Annotated in this window: 18 protein-coding genes; 2 read left to right on the top strand and 16 right to left on the bottom strand. The window is 47.5% G+C overall.

Annotated features, from left to right (window positions below):
* The first annotated feature begins 32 nt into the window (after positions 1 to 32).
* Together LSG31_RS13990 and LSG31_RS13985 are read left to right on the top strand one after the other, a co-directional pair.
* Positions 33 to 1,154: an AAA family ATPase gene (locus LSG31_RS13990; RefSeq protein ID WP_347435708.1), complete on the top strand. Its 1,122-nt coding sequence runs from the start codon at positions 33 to 35 to the stop codon at positions 1,152 to 1,154.
* A gap of 27 nt (positions 1,155 to 1,181) precedes the next feature.
* On the top strand, positions 1,182 to 1,793 hold the full coding sequence (locus tag LSG31_RS13985; protein ID WP_347435707.1) for an AmiS/UreI family transporter: 612 nt from the start codon (positions 1,182 to 1,184) through the stop codon (positions 1,791 to 1,793).
* Between the two features lie 128 nt (positions 1,794 to 1,921).
* Here the strand turns inward: LSG31_RS13985 and LSG31_RS13980 are convergent, their stop codons facing one another.
* The 16 genes from LSG31_RS13980 to grdA form a co-directional block, all read right to left on the bottom strand.
* Positions 1,922 to 2,698: an enoyl-CoA hydratase/isomerase family protein gene (locus tag LSG31_RS13980; protein WP_347435706.1), complete on the bottom strand. Its 777-nt coding sequence runs from the start codon at positions 2,696 to 2,698 to the stop codon at positions 1,922 to 1,924.
* Between the two features lie 3 nt (positions 2,699 to 2,701).
* Positions 2,702 to 4,468, bottom strand: a complete 1,767-nt coding sequence (locus tag LSG31_RS13975) for a sigma-54 interaction domain-containing protein (RefSeq protein ID WP_347435705.1) — start codon at positions 4,466 to 4,468, stop codon at positions 2,702 to 2,704.
* Positions 4,469 to 4,625: 157 nt separating this feature from the next.
* Positions 4,626 to 5,399 carry an SDR family oxidoreductase gene (locus tag LSG31_RS13970; RefSeq protein WP_347435704.1) on the bottom strand — a complete coding sequence of 258 codons (774 nt, stop codon included), beginning with the start codon at positions 5,397 to 5,399 and terminating at the stop codon, positions 4,626 to 4,628.
* A gap of 9 nt (positions 5,400 to 5,408) precedes the next feature.
* Positions 5,409 to 6,611, bottom strand: a complete 1,203-nt coding sequence (locus LSG31_RS13965) for an acyl-CoA dehydrogenase family protein (RefSeq protein ID WP_347439518.1) — start codon at positions 6,609 to 6,611, stop codon at positions 5,409 to 5,411.
* Between the two features lie 177 nt (positions 6,612 to 6,788).
* On the bottom strand, positions 6,789 to 7,511 hold the full coding sequence (locus tag LSG31_RS13960; RefSeq protein WP_347435703.1) for an ABC transporter ATP-binding protein: 723 nt from the start codon (positions 7,509 to 7,511) through the stop codon (positions 6,789 to 6,791).
* Positions 7,504 to 8,274 (bottom strand): ABC transporter ATP-binding protein, encoded by a 771-nt coding sequence (locus tag LSG31_RS13955; protein ID WP_347435702.1) that lies wholly within the window; start codon positions 8,272 to 8,274, stop codon positions 7,504 to 7,506. Before LSG31_RS13955 ends, LSG31_RS13960 begins: the two co-directional genes overlap by 8 nt.
* A complete protein-coding gene (locus LSG31_RS13950) occupies positions 8,258 to 9,298 on the bottom strand; it encodes a branched-chain amino acid ABC transporter permease (protein WP_347435701.1) in 1,041 nt (346 codons plus the stop codon). Before LSG31_RS13950 ends, LSG31_RS13955 begins: the two co-directional genes overlap by 17 nt.
* Positions 9,295 to 10,167, bottom strand: coding sequence for a branched-chain amino acid ABC transporter permease (locus LSG31_RS13945; protein ID WP_347435700.1), 873 nt, complete (start codon positions 10,165 to 10,167; stop codon positions 9,295 to 9,297). The genes LSG31_RS13950 and LSG31_RS13945 overlap by 4 nt, the downstream gene beginning before the upstream one ends.
* A 12-nt stretch (positions 10,168 to 10,179) precedes the next feature.
* Entirely contained in the window at positions 10,180 to 11,406 is a 1,227-nt protein-coding gene (locus tag LSG31_RS13940; RefSeq protein ID WP_347435699.1) for an ABC transporter substrate-binding protein, read from the bottom strand.
* A 305-nt stretch (positions 11,407 to 11,711) separates the two neighbouring features.
* A complete protein-coding gene (locus LSG31_RS13935) occupies positions 11,712 to 12,425 on the bottom strand; it encodes a 3-oxoacid CoA-transferase subunit B (RefSeq protein ID WP_347435698.1) in 714 nt (237 codons plus the stop codon).
* The gene (locus tag LSG31_RS13930; RefSeq protein ID WP_347435697.1) at positions 12,422 to 13,111 is read right to left on the bottom strand and encodes a CoA transferase subunit A; all 690 of its coding nucleotides are present in this window, start codon (positions 13,109 to 13,111) and stop codon (positions 12,422 to 12,424) included. Before LSG31_RS13930 ends, LSG31_RS13935 begins: the two co-directional genes overlap by 4 nt.
* Positions 13,112 to 13,238: 127 nt before the next feature.
* Complete coding sequence (locus tag LSG31_RS13925; protein ID WP_347435696.1) at positions 13,239 to 14,432, bottom strand: thiolase family protein; 1,194 nt, start codon at positions 14,430 to 14,432, stop codon at positions 13,239 to 13,241.
* A gap of 29 nt (positions 14,433 to 14,461) precedes the next feature.
* Complete coding sequence (fabG, locus tag LSG31_RS13920; RefSeq protein WP_347435695.1) at positions 14,462 to 15,214, bottom strand: 3-oxoacyl-ACP reductase FabG; 753 nt, start codon at positions 15,212 to 15,214, stop codon at positions 14,462 to 14,464.
* Positions 15,215 to 15,332: 118 nt separating this feature from the next.
* Positions 15,333 to 16,208 carry a 3-hydroxyacyl-CoA dehydrogenase family protein gene (locus LSG31_RS13915; protein WP_347435694.1) on the bottom strand — a complete coding sequence of 292 codons (876 nt, stop codon included), beginning with the start codon at positions 16,206 to 16,208 and terminating at the stop codon, positions 15,333 to 15,335.
* A 132-nt stretch (positions 16,209 to 16,340) separates the two neighbouring features.
* Positions 16,341 to 17,483, bottom strand: coding sequence for an acyl-CoA dehydrogenase family protein (locus LSG31_RS13910; RefSeq protein WP_347435693.1), 1,143 nt, complete (start codon positions 17,481 to 17,483; stop codon positions 16,341 to 16,343).
* A gap of 438 nt (positions 17,484 to 17,921) precedes the next feature.
* Positions 17,922 to 18,389 (bottom strand): glycine/sarcosine/betaine reductase complex selenoprotein A, encoded by a 468-nt coding sequence (gene grdA / locus LSG31_RS13905; protein WP_347435692.1) that lies wholly within the window; start codon positions 18,387 to 18,389, stop codon positions 17,922 to 17,924.
* Positions 18,390 to 18,395 lie beyond the last annotated feature (6 nt).

Raw genomic sequence — 18,395 nt, 5'->3', positions numbered from 1 at the left:
TATATTGCGGCACTATGGATGGGGGGAAATCTATGCCTTTTGCAAACGACATGCTGCAAAGTTATTCCCGGCAGTCAGAGACGCTTGAATCGAATACAACAGCTGTTGAACGTTCCGTCGCGCCAACAAAAGTCGTGACACGATTTACCTACGATATAGAAAAGGTTATGCAGTTGCTCAGAAACCGGATTGTTGGACAAGAAGAAGCGCTCAATAGCATTCATTCCATGCTGAGTTTCATACGAGCAGATATTGCCGATTCTTCACGCCCTTTATTTGTTTGCCTTTTTCTCGGACCAACAGGTGTTGGAAAAACTGAGATTGTTCGATTACTGGCGGAAGCGATTAACGGCAACCGAGAATCGTTTTGCAGAGTGGATATGAATACGCTTTCTCAAGAACATTATGCTGCGTCCCTCACCGGCTCTCCCCCTGGTTATGTTGGCAGCAAAGAAGGAATTACCATTCTTGACAAAGAGAAAATCGAAGGGATGTTCAGTTCACCCGGTATCGTTTTATTTGATGAAATCGAAAAAGCCAGCTCTACTGTTTTGCAAACACTGCTGAACGTATTTGATAATGGCATGATGACAGTAGCTTCCGGACAGCAAACAATCAATTTTCGAAACTGCATTATTGTGATGACAAGCAATCTCGCAGCTCGAGAGATTCAGGAATATGCAAAACAAAAATTAAAATCCCAATGGTATCGTTTGTTTGGATCGAGTAATTCATTAAGTACAAAGAAAACGCGGGAAATTATCGACAGCGAGTTGGAAAAGACATTTTCTCCGGAATTTCTGAATCGTATTGATGAAATTGTTACGTTTAACTGGATTGATAAAGTACATCTACGGGATATTATATCCCTTGAAATGAGACAACTAAATCTGCGTTTGCGAAAGCATCGATGCGAAATTCACTTGGATGACTCGATCGTCAATTTTCTTTTACACACCGGTTATGACAAGCGATATGGCGCCAGATCGCTGAAACGATGTATCCGCAAGCATGTGGAAATGCCTTTGGCAGACTTTTTGCTGTCCGGGAGTTGGCGAAATTGGCATGATGGTGAAATATCGAATAGCAAGCTCATTGTTTGTTACCGAGATTCCAAAACTTTGTTTTTGAACGAACCAGTAACTGCTCGCTAATGGAAAAACTTCTTGGGAGGTGGCAGTTTGTCTAACGTTGGATTGTTATATGTCGGTGCTGTTCTTTTTTTGAACGGATTAATGCTATTAGGGAAAATTTCCGCTAAAAGTGCCGGAATTTTCAATCTATTTGTAGGCAGTTTACAAGTTATCACTCCTGTTTATCTCATTTTTACTGCTCATTCGATGCAGGATATCTTTCGTGCATCTGGCATCTTTCTATTTGGATTTACCTATTTGTACGTAGGTGTCTCCAACCTGACCAACACCGAAGGAAGCGGTGTTGGATGGTATTCCTTTTGGGTTGCAGTGCTGGCACTTTGTTATAGTTTAGCCGATTTTACCTACTTCAAAGATTTTAAGTTCGGTATCATTTGGCTCATGTGGGCATTTCTTTGGTTTTTGTTCTATCTGTTGCTGGCGCAAAACCGGGATATCGGAGTTTTTACAGGTTGGGTCACACTGATAGAATCGTGGGTCACTTGTACCATACCCGCCTTTCTCTCCATGACCGGGTTGTGGAACGATATTGGCTTGACAGAAACATGGATTGTGACTGTTGTAGTGGTAATGCTATTCTTCGGGCTATTTTTCTGGACGAAGGGAAAACATGCTTCTGTTCATACCGCATCCTTATAATACATCTTTGAGAGCATTGGGATGTGAAGTCATTTTTGACTCACCAGGATCTTCTGTATAGAAACAGCTAGTCTTCTTATCATATCAGAGAAGACTAGCTTCAATTTCAAAAGAATTTTTCAACAATTTTAGCATCCCCGAAAGTTGGGTTTCCTCTTTTCGAGAAAGGCTGTCGTGCCTTCCATTTTGTCTTCCGATGTAAAAAGAACAGCTTGCGCCAATTTCTCAATTAACAAGCCTGTATGTATATCTGTTTCCAAACCAGCTTGAATGGCTAGCTTGGCAAGGCGGACTGCCAACGGCCCTTTCGACAAGATTTTCTCGCAGGTTTCCCGAACGGTTTCGAATAATCGATCCGATCCGGACACCTGTGTGACAAGGCCGATATTTTGCGCTTCTTCTGCTCCGATGATTGCGCCCGTCAGAATCATCTCCACCGCTTTCCCTTTCCCGACCAGTCTTGCCAAACGTTGGGTTCCGCCTGCCCCTGGAATAATTGCAAGGTTGAGTTCCGGCAATCCCAATTTTGCGTTTGTGCCGGCAATTCGAATATCACATGCCATGGCCAGCTCACAACCGCCCCCTAATGCATATCCATTAATCGCGGCAATTGTCGGTTTTTCATAAAGTTCAATTTCGCGATAAAAGGATTGCATCTGGGATTCAAGGGCATCGTGCAACGTCCGTTCACGCAGTTGTGCAATATCCGCTCCCGCAGCAAATGCCTTTTCTCCCGCCCCTGTAAAAACAACCACTTGCACATCCGGATTCTGTTTCCATTCCAGTAAAACTTGACGCATCTCGTGCACGGTTGCCGCATTCAATGCATTGCGAACATCCGGACGATTGATTGTAATCGTACCCACATGATTTTCCAATTGAATCAAAAGATTTTTCAATTCCACTTTTTATCCCTCCTCTTGCGGCTTCGTTCGAATTCCGTACTTGTATGCCTTTCGAATCGCGGTCGATTGACTGAGTTGCAATGCTTTTCCCACTTCATAGGAGCTCCCGTATTGTTTATAAGCGGCAGTCAGAATTTCCATTTCCATTTGTTCTATGATTGCTTGAAAACCGAGTGTTTTCACCTTATCCAAATCGATGTCAGACTCATTGATCAATCCGGCAGTATCTGCTTCTTCATTCCTTTTTTCTTGATAAGGCGTGTGCTCTTCAAACAGCGATGTCAGCCCTAACAGGTCTTGCAAATGTTCCGGATCCATTTCGTCCGTAGGTGAAATCACAAATAACCGTTCAATAAAATTGGCAAGTTCACGAACGTTGCCCGGCCATTCATAACTCTGCAACAGTTCAATCGTTTGCTCTTTTAATGTTTTCGACGCCTGATATTTGCGATTAAATATATCCAGATAAAAGGAAAGCAACGGCCGAATATCTTCCTTGCGCTTTCGCAGCGGCGGAATCTCAATCGGTACCACGTAAATCCGGTAATACAGGTCTTCCCGAAAATTCCCGTCCGCCACCATCTTTTTCAGATTGCGATTCGTTGCGGCAATGATTCTGACGTTAACTTTCATTGGCTTGACTCCGCCTACCCGTGTGAACTCCTGTTCCTGCAGTACACGAAGGAGCTTCACCTGCAGATGGAGTGGAAGTTCGCCGATTTCATCGAGAAACAGCGTGCCTTCATGCGCCAACTCAAACATTCCGGGTTTTCCGCCTTTCTTGGCTCCTGTAAACGCACCGGATTCATAACCGAACAACTCGGATTCCAGTAGTTCTTGCGGAATGGCGCCGCAGTTTACTTTTATAAAAGCCCCATTTTCGTATCGGCCGCTGTTCCGATGGATCAGCCGGGCGATCACTTCCTTGCCGACACCGGATTCACCGAGCAGCAACACGGTAGTATCGGTTTTAGCCACCCTACTGGCAAGCTCGATTACTTTCTCCATGTATTTGCTTGCATAAATGATCGGTTCATCACCGGAATGATATTTATGATACTGCAATAATTTTTCTCTTAGCCGATTCAACTCCGAGATATCGCGAAGATTTGTTACAATTCGCGTAATTTCCCCTTGTTCATTAAAAATCGGGCTGCCAGTTAGCAGAATCACCTTGCCTAGCGAATTTTCCTGAATAACCGTCACTGGTTTTTTTTCTTTCAGCACCTCAAAGGTAACCGATTTTTGGACGATTCCCCGTTTTTCCAGATAACGTAGATCTTTCCCAATGTAATATTCTTTCGGTATTCCTGTTAATCGTTCAATGGCATCATTTGTCTTCAGCGTAATTCCGTTCGCATCCGATATATAGATGGCATCATAGGAATTTTGAAAAACAGCTTCAAGTTCATCCGCAATCGCTTTCATTTCCTGAAATTGTGCTTCCAGCAAGTGAACTGGTTTTATATTATAAGCAACCATGAAAATGCTTGCTTGACTCATGTCGTGAATGTAGGGATATGCATGCATTTGCAAATGCAATTCATCGACAACAATACTCCACTCCATTGGCTTGCCGGAAGAAAGGATCATCAAGCGTTGTTCCTCTGAAATCAATCGGTTCAGTTTTTCCTGTATCCTTTGGCCTTTCCATTTTCCTAGCCATTTTCTCATGACCGGGTTTGCAAATTCGAGCATTCCTTCGTCTTTTAAAATGGCAACCCCAAGTTCTATATGGCGTGGTCCTGCAAAATTTTTCGCATCCGTCATTGTAGTCCCTCTCATCTTGAACATGCACGTTTATAAAAATCTTCTTGAAAGGACGAGGGAAATCCTCCCAGAATCATGGATAGATTCAAGCAGATTTTAAATTTTTCTTTGTTTGTTGTCCTTCCCTTGCAATGTGTTCCTGTTTTGATATTCCTTATTATCTGGCAGACTCGCCTCCATCTATTGCCAATACTTGCCCTGTGGTAAAATTGGAAGCTGCTGATGCAAAGTACAAAGCGGCACCTTGCAGATCCCGTTCACCACCGATGCGCTGTAGAGGTGTTTTGGCAAGAATGCGGTCATTTGCCCGCTCCAATACCGTTCTTGTCATGGAAGTCGGAAAAAATCCCGGTGCAATCGCATTCACATAAATATTGTAACGGGCCCATTTGACTGCCAGGTCCTTCGTGAGTGTGATGACGCCGCCTTTGCTTGCGTTATAACCGACAGCGTCAAGGACTTCCGCTTCGGTACCGCGCAATCCCGCAACGGAAGCGATATTGATGATTTTGCCTCCATCCATTTCCTTCATGTGCCGACCGACAGCTTGTGCCATCAGAAACGTTCCCGTCAGATTTGTTTGCATGACTTTTTGCCATGCATCATACGGCATTTCCAATGCCGGCGCTCCCCAGGTAGCCCCGCCGTTATTCACCAGGATGTCGATCCGGCCGAAATGTTCGATCGCTTTGGCAACCGTCTGCGCCACTGATTCCGGGTTCGTCAGATCCAGTTCAAGAGCCAGGGCCTGGCCTCCTATCGACTCCAAATCCGCCTTCACTTGGATACAATTTTTCACTTTGCGGGAACATAGAACAACTTTGGCGCCCGCTTCCACATAGGCTTGTGCGATTTGTTGGCCCAATCCGCGCCCGCCGCCCGTTACAAGCGCTACTTTCCCATCTAAACGAAATAAATCCAGTACGTTCATCCCGTCACCTCAGCGCACGTATTCTTCCTGACTCCACGCCGGCAGCATCCGATTGAGCTCCTTGTCTTTCCGGTAGCCAAGCACATACTCCGCCTGCATGATCGTATGAATTTCGCGGGTGCCTTCGTAAATGACCAATGCTTTGGAGTTGCGCAAAAACCGTTCCACCGGGTACTCATTGGAATATCCGTACGCTCCGTGAATTTGCACGGCATCGGAAGCGCTCTCGAAAGCCACGTCAGACGCGATCCACTTGGCCAGGGAAGTTTCGCGGGTATTGCGAACTCCTTGATTTTTCAGCCAACCGGCGCGATACACAAGAAGCTCGGAAGTCTGCAGGCCTGCCTCCATTTTTGCAATCATTTGCTGGACCAATTGATGGCGTCCGATTTCCACTCCAAACGTTTTGCGCTCATGGGCATATTTGACAGATGCGTCAAGACATGCTCGTGTAAGCCCGCTAGCACCTGCGGCAACCGTGAAACGACCGTTATCAAGAGCGGACATGGCGATCTTGAAGCCTTCCCCTTCCTCGCCCAGACGGTTCGCAGCAGGAACTTTTACATCTTCCAAAATAACTTCGCCGGTATCCCCGCCATGGATGCCCAGCTTGCCCCGGATCGGGCGGGTGGTCACTCCCGGAAAGTTGCGTTCCACGATAAAAGCGGTGATGGCCCGATGCTTCTTGTCGGGATCGACAGTGGCAAATACCAGCAGGTTGTCTGCGTGATTGGCCAACGAGATCCAGATTTTCGAACCGTTCAGTATATAATGGTCGCCATCGCGAACCGCACGCGTGCGCAGTGATCCCGCATCCGATCCGGCATCCGGTTCTGTCAAGGCAAATGCGCCGATTTGTTCCCCTTTTGCTTGCGGCGCCAAATACCGCTGCTTTTGTTCCTCGGTTCCCCATTGCAAAAGTGTCATGCTGTTCAAACCGGTATGTACAGAAACTGCCGTACGGTATGCCGTATCGCCATATTCCAGTTCGCCGCAGACAATGGCAAGCGCGTTGTAATCCATTCCCGCACCGCCATATCGTTCCGGAATGCAAACACCCATCAGGCCGAGATTCGCCAGTTTCTTCATAACACCTGTCTCGAAATGATGCTCCTCATCCCATTGTTGCATGTACGGAAGAATTTCCGTTTTCGTAAACTTGCGGATCAGCGATTGCAATTCCAGTTGTTCTTGACTCAATGAAAAATCCAACATTGTCAATAGCTCCTCTCTGAATAAAACTTCCTGAATCAAACTCCTTATTCAACATTCCAACCCATTTTTGTTTTTGGTTCATAATTTTCGCCTGTACATTTTTTGTTCGCACATGTTTCGTTCCACACATTTCTTCGTAATACATTTCTCCTTAATACATTTCACACGCAGAAACTATGCAAACGCTTTTTTCCCCATGCCGAGATACAGCTCCTGGATTTGGCTATTGTTTTTTACCGTCTCGGACGGCCCTTCAATAACGATATGACCGACCTCCAGCACATACGCATAATCGGCGACAGAAAGTGCCAGACGGGCGTTTTGCTCGACAAGCAGAACGGATACGCCGCTCTGGTTGATCGTTTTGATAATTTTCATAATTTCCTTTGTCACAATCGGCGCCAAACCCAATGACGGTTCATCCAGCAGCAAAAGTTTGGGTCCGCCCATCAATGCCCGCCCGATCGCCAACATTTGCTGCTCCCCGCCGGACAGCGTTCCCCCCGATTGATGCAGCCGATCGCGAAGTCGCGGAAAATACTCCAACACCTGTTCAAAATCCCGCTTTACATCCTTCGTATCCCTGCGAGCATAGCGCCCGAGCTTTAAATTTTCCAGCACCGTCAGTTCCGGGAAAATTTGCCTTCCTTCCGGGCAGTGCACGATTCCCTGCTGAACAATCTGTTTGCAGGATGCTGTTTCAATCTTTTGCCCATTCCAATCGATACTGCCGCGAAACGGCTGCAACAGCCCGGAAACCGCCTTTAAAGCCGTACTTTTGCCGGCGCCGTTCGCTCCCAGCAATGTCACGATCTTCCCGTCCGGCACCTCCATCGATACATTCGACAACGCAAGTACAGCACCATATTTGCATGAGACGTTATTCAGCTTAAGCAAGCTCCATCTCCTCCCCGAGATACGCCGCGATCACAGCAGGATTGTTCTGCACCTCGGACGGCGTGCCTACCGCGATCAATTTGCCAAACTCCAATACGGCAATCCGCTGTGACAGACGCATGACAAGCGTCATGTCATGTTCGATCATCATGACAGTGACGCCAAAGCGCTCCGGCAATGCAGCAATCCAATCCCCCAATTCCATCGATTCGGACTCGTTCATGCCGGCAGCCGGCTCATCCAACAACAACAATTTCGGTTTGGAAACAAGCGCTCTGCCAATATCAATCCGCTTTTGTATGCCATATGGGAGTTGGCTGACTGATTTGCAGGCCAAATCCGCGATTCCCAATTGTTCCATGATCTCGTAGACAAACGCACGCGCCTCCCGCTCTTTTTTGCGCATGGAAGGAAATCGCAGCGCTGTCGCCAGCGTGCTTGTCTGCAGACGTTTGTGCAATCCGATCAGCAAATTTTCCTCCACAGTGAGCCCTTTAAACAGTTCAATATTTTGAAAACTGCGGGAAATCCCCAAATCAATCACCTGCTGCGGCTTATAGGCGAATAGATTTTGATCCTGAAACAGGATGCTCCCTGCTTGTGGCGTATAGAAGCGGGACAGGCAATTCAATAAAGTAGTTTTGCCTGCGCCATTGGGGCCGATCAGGGAAAAAATGGCTCCCTCAGGAACTCCAAAGGACACGTTTGACAGCGCTGTCAGCCCGGAAAAACGAAGAGTTACCTGATCAAACTTCAGAAACATGTTCACCTGTCACCTCCGTACTGATCCGGTTTGCCATGCGCGAATCTGCCTTTTCTTCGTCTTCCATCGATCTGTCCCGTTCCTCCCGCTTCCACAATGCGATTAATCCCCGCGGGAAAAACATCACGACACCGACCATGACAGCACCTGTAAGAACGATCGAAAACCCTTGCAATCCACCGGTCGCTTGCTCCAGGATGGTGATCACGACAGCTCCGAGAATTGCGCCTGGCAATGAAGCAAGCCCGCCAAGCACAACCATGGCAAAGAAAAGAAAGGAATTGACGATGGTAAAATCATTCGGCGAGATAAAATTCACGTAGTGCGCATACAAGCTTCCGGCAATTCCTGCAAACCCGGCACTGATTGCAAACACAAGAGACTTATAGTAAACAATCGAAATCCCCATGGCGGTCGCCGCAATCTCACTGTCGCGAATCGCCTGAAACGCCCGCCCGGCTTTCCCCTTTAACAAATTCCTGGAAATCCAAAGCGTAAAAGCGAGACAAAGCAAAATCAGATAGTAGTAGAACAAATCATTTTGTAAAGAAAATCCAAACAATTGCGGCCGATCCGGATTCAATCCCGTATCACCGTTTGTAAGTTTCGTCCATTTCAAAACGAGTTCCGGTATGGCAAGCCCAAATCCCAATGTAGCTACGGCCAGCAAATTCCCTGTCAACCGGACGGCAGGCAAACCGACGATAAAACCTACGATTCCGGACATGAGCCCCGCGGCAGGCAATGCCAGCCAGAATGATATGCCGACTTTCAACGTCAGGATTGCCGAGGTGTACGAGCCGATGACCACAAATGCCGCGTGTCCAAGGGATACTTGGCCGCTAAAGCCTGTCAACAAATTCAAGCCGACCGCCACGATGGCAAATATCAGACTCAAGTTCAGGATATAACCGGGAACAGAGCCGATCGAATCGACGGCCCAAGGCAGACCCAGTGCCACAATAACCGTCAACCATGTCAACAGCCGTCTCCGTTTGTGCACTATCGTATACGATCGGCTCATACTTTTTTCACCTCTTTTTTGCCAAACAGACCGGTCGGACGAATGTACAGGACAACGATGATCAAGGCAAATACGAACGTTGTTTTTAAAGCTGAGGAAACATAAATGCCGAAAATATTTTCAATCACGCCCAGCAACAGTCCGCCGACAACCGCTCCCGGCAAGGAACTGAACCCGCCGAGGACAGCAGCGGCAAACGCTTTGACCGATACCACATCCATAAATGCCGGGGACAAGAAAAGGGTCGGTGCAATCAAGATTCCGGCAACAGCCCCGAGCAGAGTGCTGACGGCCCACGTCCAGCCGAAAATCTGTTTTCCCGAAATCCCCATCAACTTTGCCGCAATGATGTTTTGTGCCACACCACGCATGGCAAGCCCAATCATGGTATATTTAAACAACGCATAAAAGATCAACATAAAAACCACCGTAACACATGCGATGAAGATTTCGTTCCATGTCATGACAACGCCGGCTGCGTGCACCGGTTGTGTCGATACGGCGGTGGGAAAGGATGTCGGCACGTTTCCCCAAATCAATCCGGCCGCCCCTTCCAGGACAAGAAACAGCCCCAACGTGACAATGATCTGGTTTAGCAAATTCGCACTGGAAAGCCGGGACAAAAATGCCCATTGGACGAACCATCCGAACACAAGCGCAAACACGACCGCCGCCAAAAACGCCAACCAATAAGGTGCGCCCCATTTTTCAAGGAATTGATAGGCGATGAATGTAGAGATCATCGCCATTTCCCCCTGTGCAAAATTCACGACATTGGATGTCTTGAAGATCAACACCAGGCCAATTGCGGCAAGCGCATACAAACTTCCGATTCCCAGACCGCTAACGACTGTCTGCAGCAATACCATGTGCCCACCTCTCTACTTCTTCAAGGGATTATCCGTTTGCTGATAGGCGATGCTTGGTTCAATTGTTTTAAAGTCTTTCGCAGCGAAATCTGCTTGTGTGATCGACATGCTTTGCACACCCTGATGGTTTGTGGAAGAATACGAGACTGGTTCAGACGATGCGGTATCGGTGTAATTGTGAATGGATTCCATTTGTTTTTCAAAGTTGCTCCAGGACAGATTGTTCCCGCAGCGTTTGACCGCCTCTGCGAATACTTGTGCGTCAATCCAGCCGGACAGCGCCAATCCCGTCGGCGGTGTGTTCGGATAATCTTTCTTATATTCCGTTATAAAATCCTTCACTTGCGGATCGTGCAGATTTTTCAACCAGGATGGTGTATAGACTTTATCAAACGCTTGGCCTGCGAGGCGAAACATGACAGGGTCTCCTGATACATAGGTGATGTATTGTTGCGGATGCCAACCTAAATTCGCAATCCCTTTTTCGAATTGAGCGAGGGGTGCCGGCACACCGACTTCAAATACAGCGTCAGGATTTGTCTGTTTCATCGTCAACGCATAGGAAGAATAATCGGTATCGCCTCTGCTGTACGCGACTTTTGCAATCACTTTTGCGCCCTCTTGCTTGGCTTCTTGTTCAATTGCCATCAGTTCTTCTTTCCCGAAGTCGTCATTTTGATAAAAGACGCCGATTGTCTTTGCATGATTGTGTTTTACGGCGAATTTTGTCATGATATGCCCTTCCGCCGTGTATGTAGGCTGTAATCCAAACACGTTTTTTTTCAGCGGGAACCCCCATTCACTCGACCCTGTCGCGATCCCGAGAATCGGAATTCCCTGTTTTGACAAAATCGGGTCTGCCGCCTGATTGTTCGCTGTCCCCAATGGAGCAACGGCCGCAAATATTTTATCCGCAACCAATTGTTTCGCTGCCGTAACCGACTTATCCGGCTGATATTGGTCATCGTATATCTTAAACTTGATCTTGCGGCCATTGATTCCTCCATTGTGGTTGATGTAATTGAAGTACGCATTGGCCCCTTGTGAAACGACTGCATATGCGGCAAATTGTCCGGTGAGCGGTCCCCACGTTCCCACTGTAATCTCCGTCTTCGTAACTCCTTGGGCATTTTGATTGACGCTTGCGCCACCGGAAGATGATGTACTGATGGGCGATCCGCACGCGGTAACAGAAACCCCCAGCAAAGATGCAATCGCAATTTTTGAAATAGTTTTCATTTTGACGCCCCCTTGTATAGAAATCGCTTTATAGATTTTGCTTTATAGAATCTCTCATTCGCAAACGACTGACTCAGCAAGTCGAAATCATACATTGATTCAAAAATGACTTAGCAAACGGGAATGATTCATTCACAAACAACTCACTAAAGCGTTTTCATAAATCATCACCCTTGTCCTGCAAACGTACATGTGCAAAACAACGAACGATTTCTTCGAAAACAAGCCATTTATACCGATATGCCAATCCAATCCGTTTTGCCGGCAATGGATACAGTATTTTAATGCAATATTTGTGCCGATTTTTAAACCTTCAGCAAAGGCAGCACGTCCATGCGCAGTGGCCGCCGCAAATCTTGCGCGATTTCATAGTGGGCAGGCGTCATTTGCTTTAATTCCTCCAACGGCAACTCGGCAATCAACTCCTCTAGCCAAAGTTTCCCGTCCCTGATCCGAAAGACCGCGTATTCTGTAACGATTGTATCGACTCGCCCGCGTGCCGTAAGTGGATATGTACAGCAGGGAAGGATTTTCGGTTCGCTCTTTGCAGATCGATGTGTCATCGCGATAATGACTCGTTTTGCGCCTACGACCAGATCCATGACACCGCCGACGCCAAGCACGTCCTGCCCGGGAATCGCCCAGCTTGCCAAGTCGCCATTTTCGGCGACCTGCAGTGCGCCGACCACCGTTGCATCAATATGACCGCCGCGCATCATGGCAAATGACCAGGAACTGTCAAAAAACGAGGAATAGGCCAACTCTGAAATCGGCAGTTTGCTGGCATTGATCAAATCCGGATCTTGCTCTTCCGGCATCGGTGTCGGTCCTACCCCGAGAATGCCGTTTTCCGAGTGCAAGGAAATTTGACTGGAACGGATATAGTCTGCAACACGAATCGGGATGCCAATGCCAAGATTCACAACTCCGGGAGTCAATTCCTGTGCGCATCTCCAAGCGATATAATGTTTGATCTGTTCTTTTGTTAACTGGCGTGTGTTTGCCAAATGTGTATTCATTTAGCAGTCCCCCTTGTCACCACAACATCGACAAAGATAAAAGGAGTGACGATCGCTTCCGGATCCAGTTCGCCAACTTCAACGATCTGGTCAACTTCTACGATGGTAATCTTGCCTGCCATCGCCATAAGCGGATTGAAATTTCGCGCTGTTTTGCGATACACAATGTTGCCCGCCCGATCTGCCTTATAGCCTCGAACCAAAGCGAAATCTGCTGTCAGGCTCCGCTCAAGCACACACTCGCGTCCGTCAAATATTCGCGCTTCTTTCCCCTTCGCCAACTCCGTACCCGCAGCAGTCGGCGTGTAAAAAGCGGGAATACCTGCGCCTCCCAACCGCATGGCTTCGGAAAATGTTCCTTGACAGTACAATTCAATCTCAATTCTTCCTTCCCGATATGCGCGAACAACATCCGGGTTTGTCGTAAAATACGTACCGATCGCCTTGCGGATTTTATTATGCAAAAACAGTCTGTTGAGATTGGTTCCTATTGAAATGTTATTGCTGATGACCGTTAAATCCTTGATATCCGGCCGTTTGATCAATTCATCCAGCAACAATTCGGGAGCTCCGGAATTCCCGAATCCCCCAACCATGACGGTCGCACCCGCAGTCACGTTTTGAACTGCTTCGGAAGCAGGCAAAAACTTGACATTTGTAATTCCCTGAGCGGCTTCGATCGACATAACGACTCACCTCGTCTCAATCAATTCTATATTCATACAACAACATGTATGCGATTTCATTGAAAACGGAACAACAGATGCCGGATTTAAGATCTCTCTCGTACTCTGCCAATCAGCAAGCAAACTTCTATACCCTTTCCAGCACAGTCGCGAGACCTTGGCCGATACCGATGCACAATGTTGCCACACCGTAGCGGCCATTCGTTCGCTGCAACTGACGGGCGAGCGTTCCGACAATTCTGGCGCCTGAACATCCGAGCGGATGACCGAGAGCGATCGCTCCGCCATTTGCATTTACACGTTCCACGGGCAGTCCCAACTCCCGGATACACGCCAGCGATTGAGCGGCGAACGCTTCATTCAACTCAAACCAATCAATCGCATCCACAGACAGATTTGCCAACTGCAATGCTTTGCGTGTTGCAGGTATGGGACCAAGTCCCATGGTACGGGGATTCACTCCGGCGGATGCAGACACCACATATCTTGCAAGAGGCTTGAGACCTAATGCGCGGCCTTTCTTCTCCGAAACTAGCAAAAGAGCTGCAGCGCCGTCATTGATCCCGGATGAATTCCCGGCGGTCACAGTACCTCCTTCCCGAAACACGGGACGCAATGTTGCGAGGGATTCCATGGTCACATCCGGACGCAAATGCTCATCTTCTTCCACCACAACTTCATTTTTTCGCTCGCGGACAGTGAGTGGCACAATTTCTTCTGCAAATACGCCATTCGCCTTTGCCTGTGCAGCTTTCTTTTGACTCGAAAACGCGAAAGCATCCTGATCTTCCCGGGAAATTTGAAATTGTTCTGCGATGTTTTCCGCAGTTTCTCCCATACTTTCCTGGGGATATGGGAATTTCGGATTGCCCATTCGCCATCCCAGCGACGTGTCCCACATGATTTGATTTCCTCGTACGTATTCCATTTCAGGTTTTTGCATGACAAGCGGCGCCCTTGTCATGCTTTCAACGCCACCGGCAATCGCCATGCCGATCTCGCCTAAAGCGATGGCCCTTGCAGCTTGATTCACCGCCTCCAACCCGGATGCGCAAAGGCGGTTGACTGTAACTCCCGGCACCCGCTCCGGCAGTCCGGCAAGCAAGACTGCCATGCGAGCCACATTTCGATTGTCTTCGCCCGCTTGATTCACACATCCCATGAAAACGTCTTCGATATCTGCCGGATTCACTCCGGCACGGTTTACAACTGCACGAATGGCATGTGCCGCCAAATCATCCGGGCGAACACGTTTTAAAGCACCGCCTTGCCTGCCAATCGGGGTTCGTACATACTCCACCAGCCACACATTTTCACTCAAGCTGCTTCCCTCCAGATAAAAGTCATTTATTAAATGCCGCCGCGAACATACAGGACTTGCCCGGTAATAAAACGCGCCTCATCCGATGCGAAAAACAAAATGGCATTGGCAACATCGATCGGCTGACCTGTCGTACGCAAAACAGAACGCTCTTTTGCCATTTCCCTGAATTGATCAAAATCAACTCCAACCCGTTCCGCTGTTGCCTTGGTCATATCCGTTTCGATAAATCCGGGAGCGACAGCGTTTACATTGATATGAAAGCGGCCAAGCTCGATCGCCAGCGTCTTTGTGAACCCTTGCATGCCTGCTTTTGCGGTCGCATAGTTCAGTTGTCCCCGATTCCCTAGCGCAGATGTGGAACTGATATTGACGATTTTCCCGTACTGTTGTGCCACCATATACTTTTGTACTTCCTGTGTCACGTAAAATGCGCCCTTTAGATGCACATTCATTACGGTATCCCAATCGTCATCCGACATTTTATGGACCAGGTTGTCGCGAATGACACCTGCATTATTGACGAGAATATCGATTCTACCATATGTGTCCACTGTCTTTTGGACAAGATCTTTCACTTGTTCCCGCCTTGTGACATCACATGCAACAGCCAGCGCTTCTCCGCCATCCGCCCGTATCCCGACAGCCGTCTCCCTGCACTGTTGCCCGCTGACATCACAGACGACGACTTTAGCGCCCTCTTTTGCCAACCGTGCTGCAGTCGCAGCGCCAATTCCCCGAGCGGAGCCTGTAACAATCGCCACACGGTCTTTGACTCGCATCTTCTTCCCGCCTTTCTTTTTCGTACTGGTACATTTGATGCCGGCACTTTTGATGCTGGCACATTTAATGATGTACATTTAATGCTGGAATATTTGACTGATGCTTGTATAAATGTATTTACGCTTGCGGCGGATACGAATACCAACCTTTTCCTGTTTTACGTCCCAATTCCCCTTTTTCAAATTTTTCGACAATCGATTTTTTGGGTCCCAACGACTCGTCTCCCGTCTCCTGCATCCGCTGCATGCGCACATAGTAGTTGACATCAATCCCCGTCAAATCCATGAGCGCAAACGGGCCGATCGGATGATTCAACGCTTTCAGGCAGGCAATATCAATATCTTCAAATGATGCAATGCCTTTTTCATACAGTGAAACCGCTTCATCCATCAAAGCGCCGAGAATGCGATTGGCGACAAACCCGGATATTTCCTGATTTAATGTAATCGGCGTCTTTCCTAAATTCCGGGCCAATTCAACTATGGTTTGCACCGTTGCATCGGATGTTGCGGGATTGCGCACGACTTCTACCAGTTCCATCACCAGAGCCGGATTAAAAAAATGCATATTGCAAACTTTGTCGGGACGATTTGTCGCATCTGCCAATTTGGAACTCACAATCGTAGAACTGTTGGTTGCCAAAATCGCACGAGAAGGCGCGAGTTGATCCAAATGTGAAAACAATTCCCGTTTGGCATCCAATTTTTCAACGATCGCTTCAATCACCACGTCTGCTTCGCTGACAGCTTGCTTCAGATCCTCGGTGTAGTGCAGACGTGCAAACGCTGCATTGACAAATTCTTCGGTAAAGCGGCCTTTTTCCACACGACGGCGCATATGGCCTCGGAGAGATCCATCCGCTTTGCGGAGCATTTCGCCGGAGATGTCCTGCAAATAAACTTCATAGCCTGCCAGCGCACAGACCATGGCAATCTGTGATCCCATCGCTCCTGCACCTGCAACCATAATTCTTTGAACATTCGTTGCGCTCAAAACGTCCGCCCCACTTTCGATCCATTTTTCATCTTTCGTATTCCTTTCATCTGCCGCACGTTTCATATCCAGTATTTTTTATCAATCTTCAAAAGAAAAGCGATGGCTTGCAGTATCTCTCTTGAAGAATCGCTACTCCTTCAATAGCTGTGCTGCAATAATGTTTTTCTGAATTTCATTTGTACCTTCATAAATCTTCGTAATTCTTGCATCGCGATAGAATCGTTCCACTGCATATTCTTTCATATAGCCAACACCGCCAAAAATTTGCAATGCCCGGTCGGCTACCCGATTAAACGTTTCTGTGGCAAATAGTTTTGTCATGGCCGCTTCCTTGATCACTTTTTGCCCTTGTTCAAACATCTGAGCGACTTGATAGTTAAACGCCCTGCCCACTTCTGTTTCCGTTGCCATATCAGCCAATATCCACTGTATTCCCTGATTATTCGCAATCGGCTTGCCAAATTGGATCCGCTGCTTGGCGTATTCCGTTGCCAGTTCGATCAGTTTTAAACAAGAACCGTAACTGCGTGCCGCAAGTGTACAACGTCCTTCCGCCAGAATTTTAAGAGCGGATGCATAGCCCATTCCAACTTCACCGATTACGTTTTCTGCCGGGACCGCACAATCTTCGAAAAAGAGTTGGGCCGTGTGTGAGCCGCGCAGGCCCATTTTCTTGTCTGTGGCGCCGACCTTGAAGCCAGGAAAATCCTTTTCTACAGCAAATGCCGTAAACCCGCCTCGAATCCCCTTTGACGGATCATTGACGGCAATGACTGTAAATACATCCGCATATGGCCCGTTTGTAATAAAATGTTTCATGCCGTTCAGGATCCAACGGTCTCCCCTTTTCTCGGCCCGCGTCTTGATGTTGGTAGCATCCGAACCGGCCTCCGGTTCAGAAAGAGCAAAAGCAGCCAATCGTTTTCCTTCCGCCAGATCCGGCAAATACTTCTCCTTCAGATATTCGCTTCCCAGGCGGACAATCCCTATGCTGCCGATCCCTGTATGCGCGCTGATGATGGAAGCAAATCCATTATGTGTGCGGCCAAGTTTCTCCAATACGAGACTCTTTCCCACGACACCCAGACCAAGTCCACCGTATTCTTCCGGAATTCCCATACCATAAAGTCCCAATTGCTTGGCGCTTTCTAATAGATGTTCAGGTACGTGATCGGTTTCCTCGATTTGATTCGCATATGGTTCCACTTCGTTGTCAACAAATTTTTGTACAGTTCGAGCAATTTGTTGTAATTCTTCTGAAAACTGGATCATAATCTTTCTCCCTTCAAATGTTTACTATAGTTGTTCCATTGTTATGTATATTCATTGTTATATCTATCAAACGTTTGTTCTAATAAAATGGAAGGATTTGCACGGCATCACCCACTTTTGTAAAGCGTATAGTTGCTAGTCAAATCGATGGCGAGTCAGTCAGATGTGAATCATTGATGCAAAAATGACTGATACAACGATACAGCCGCAGTCAGAATTGAAGTTCATTCTTTGCGACATAGCCACATAAAAAAGCCATTCATCCTATGTAGAAAGGGATACAGTCAATCATTCCGTCCCTCCCTTTCCATTATGTTTATGCACAACTCATGCCAAAACGGGTTTGGACAACACACAAAAGAGCCCTAAACCATAAAGGTTTAAGACTCTTCCTGAATGAACCGCATCGATTTTGAATGTTACTGTGATCGTTGAATGTTAGCTGTTCTGTATCCTGGCACGGGCACTTTTCATGCTGTCACAAATTGCTTCCTTTTCTAAAGATAATTCGGCAACGCCTACTTGTTCCTGATATACATCATCAGGTATAAGCCGTTTGATTTCATCTTCCAGAATATGATACACATCAAGCTCTAATGCGACATCCGCCAACGGCCCCGCGTATGTCGGATCTCCCAAAGTAACGGTTTCGGCATAAATATCCGCACTCTCTGCATCAGGAGTACCTAAAAGTACCAGAATGTTCTCTTTTCCATGCTCCTCTACCGCCTTCAACAGTCGACCTTGAACCTCAAGGTCCATAGCGCCGGCGGCTGTTCAGACAAAGCATTGGGTATCAAAAAATATAATTTCACCGTTAGCCGCACCTACACATTCTGCGATAGCAGGTGCCGGAACGCCATCTCTTTCACCTAAAATAAATACTTTTTTACCTTGCAATGACATAAAAAC

The organism is Fodinisporobacter ferrooxydans (assembly GCF_022818495.1).
GTDB lineage: Bacteria > Bacillota > Bacilli > Tumebacillales > MYW30-H2 > Fodinisporobacter > Fodinisporobacter ferrooxydans.
Note: the sequence above shows the minus strand (reverse complement) of the source record. Positions and strands in the feature narration are given on the sequence as shown.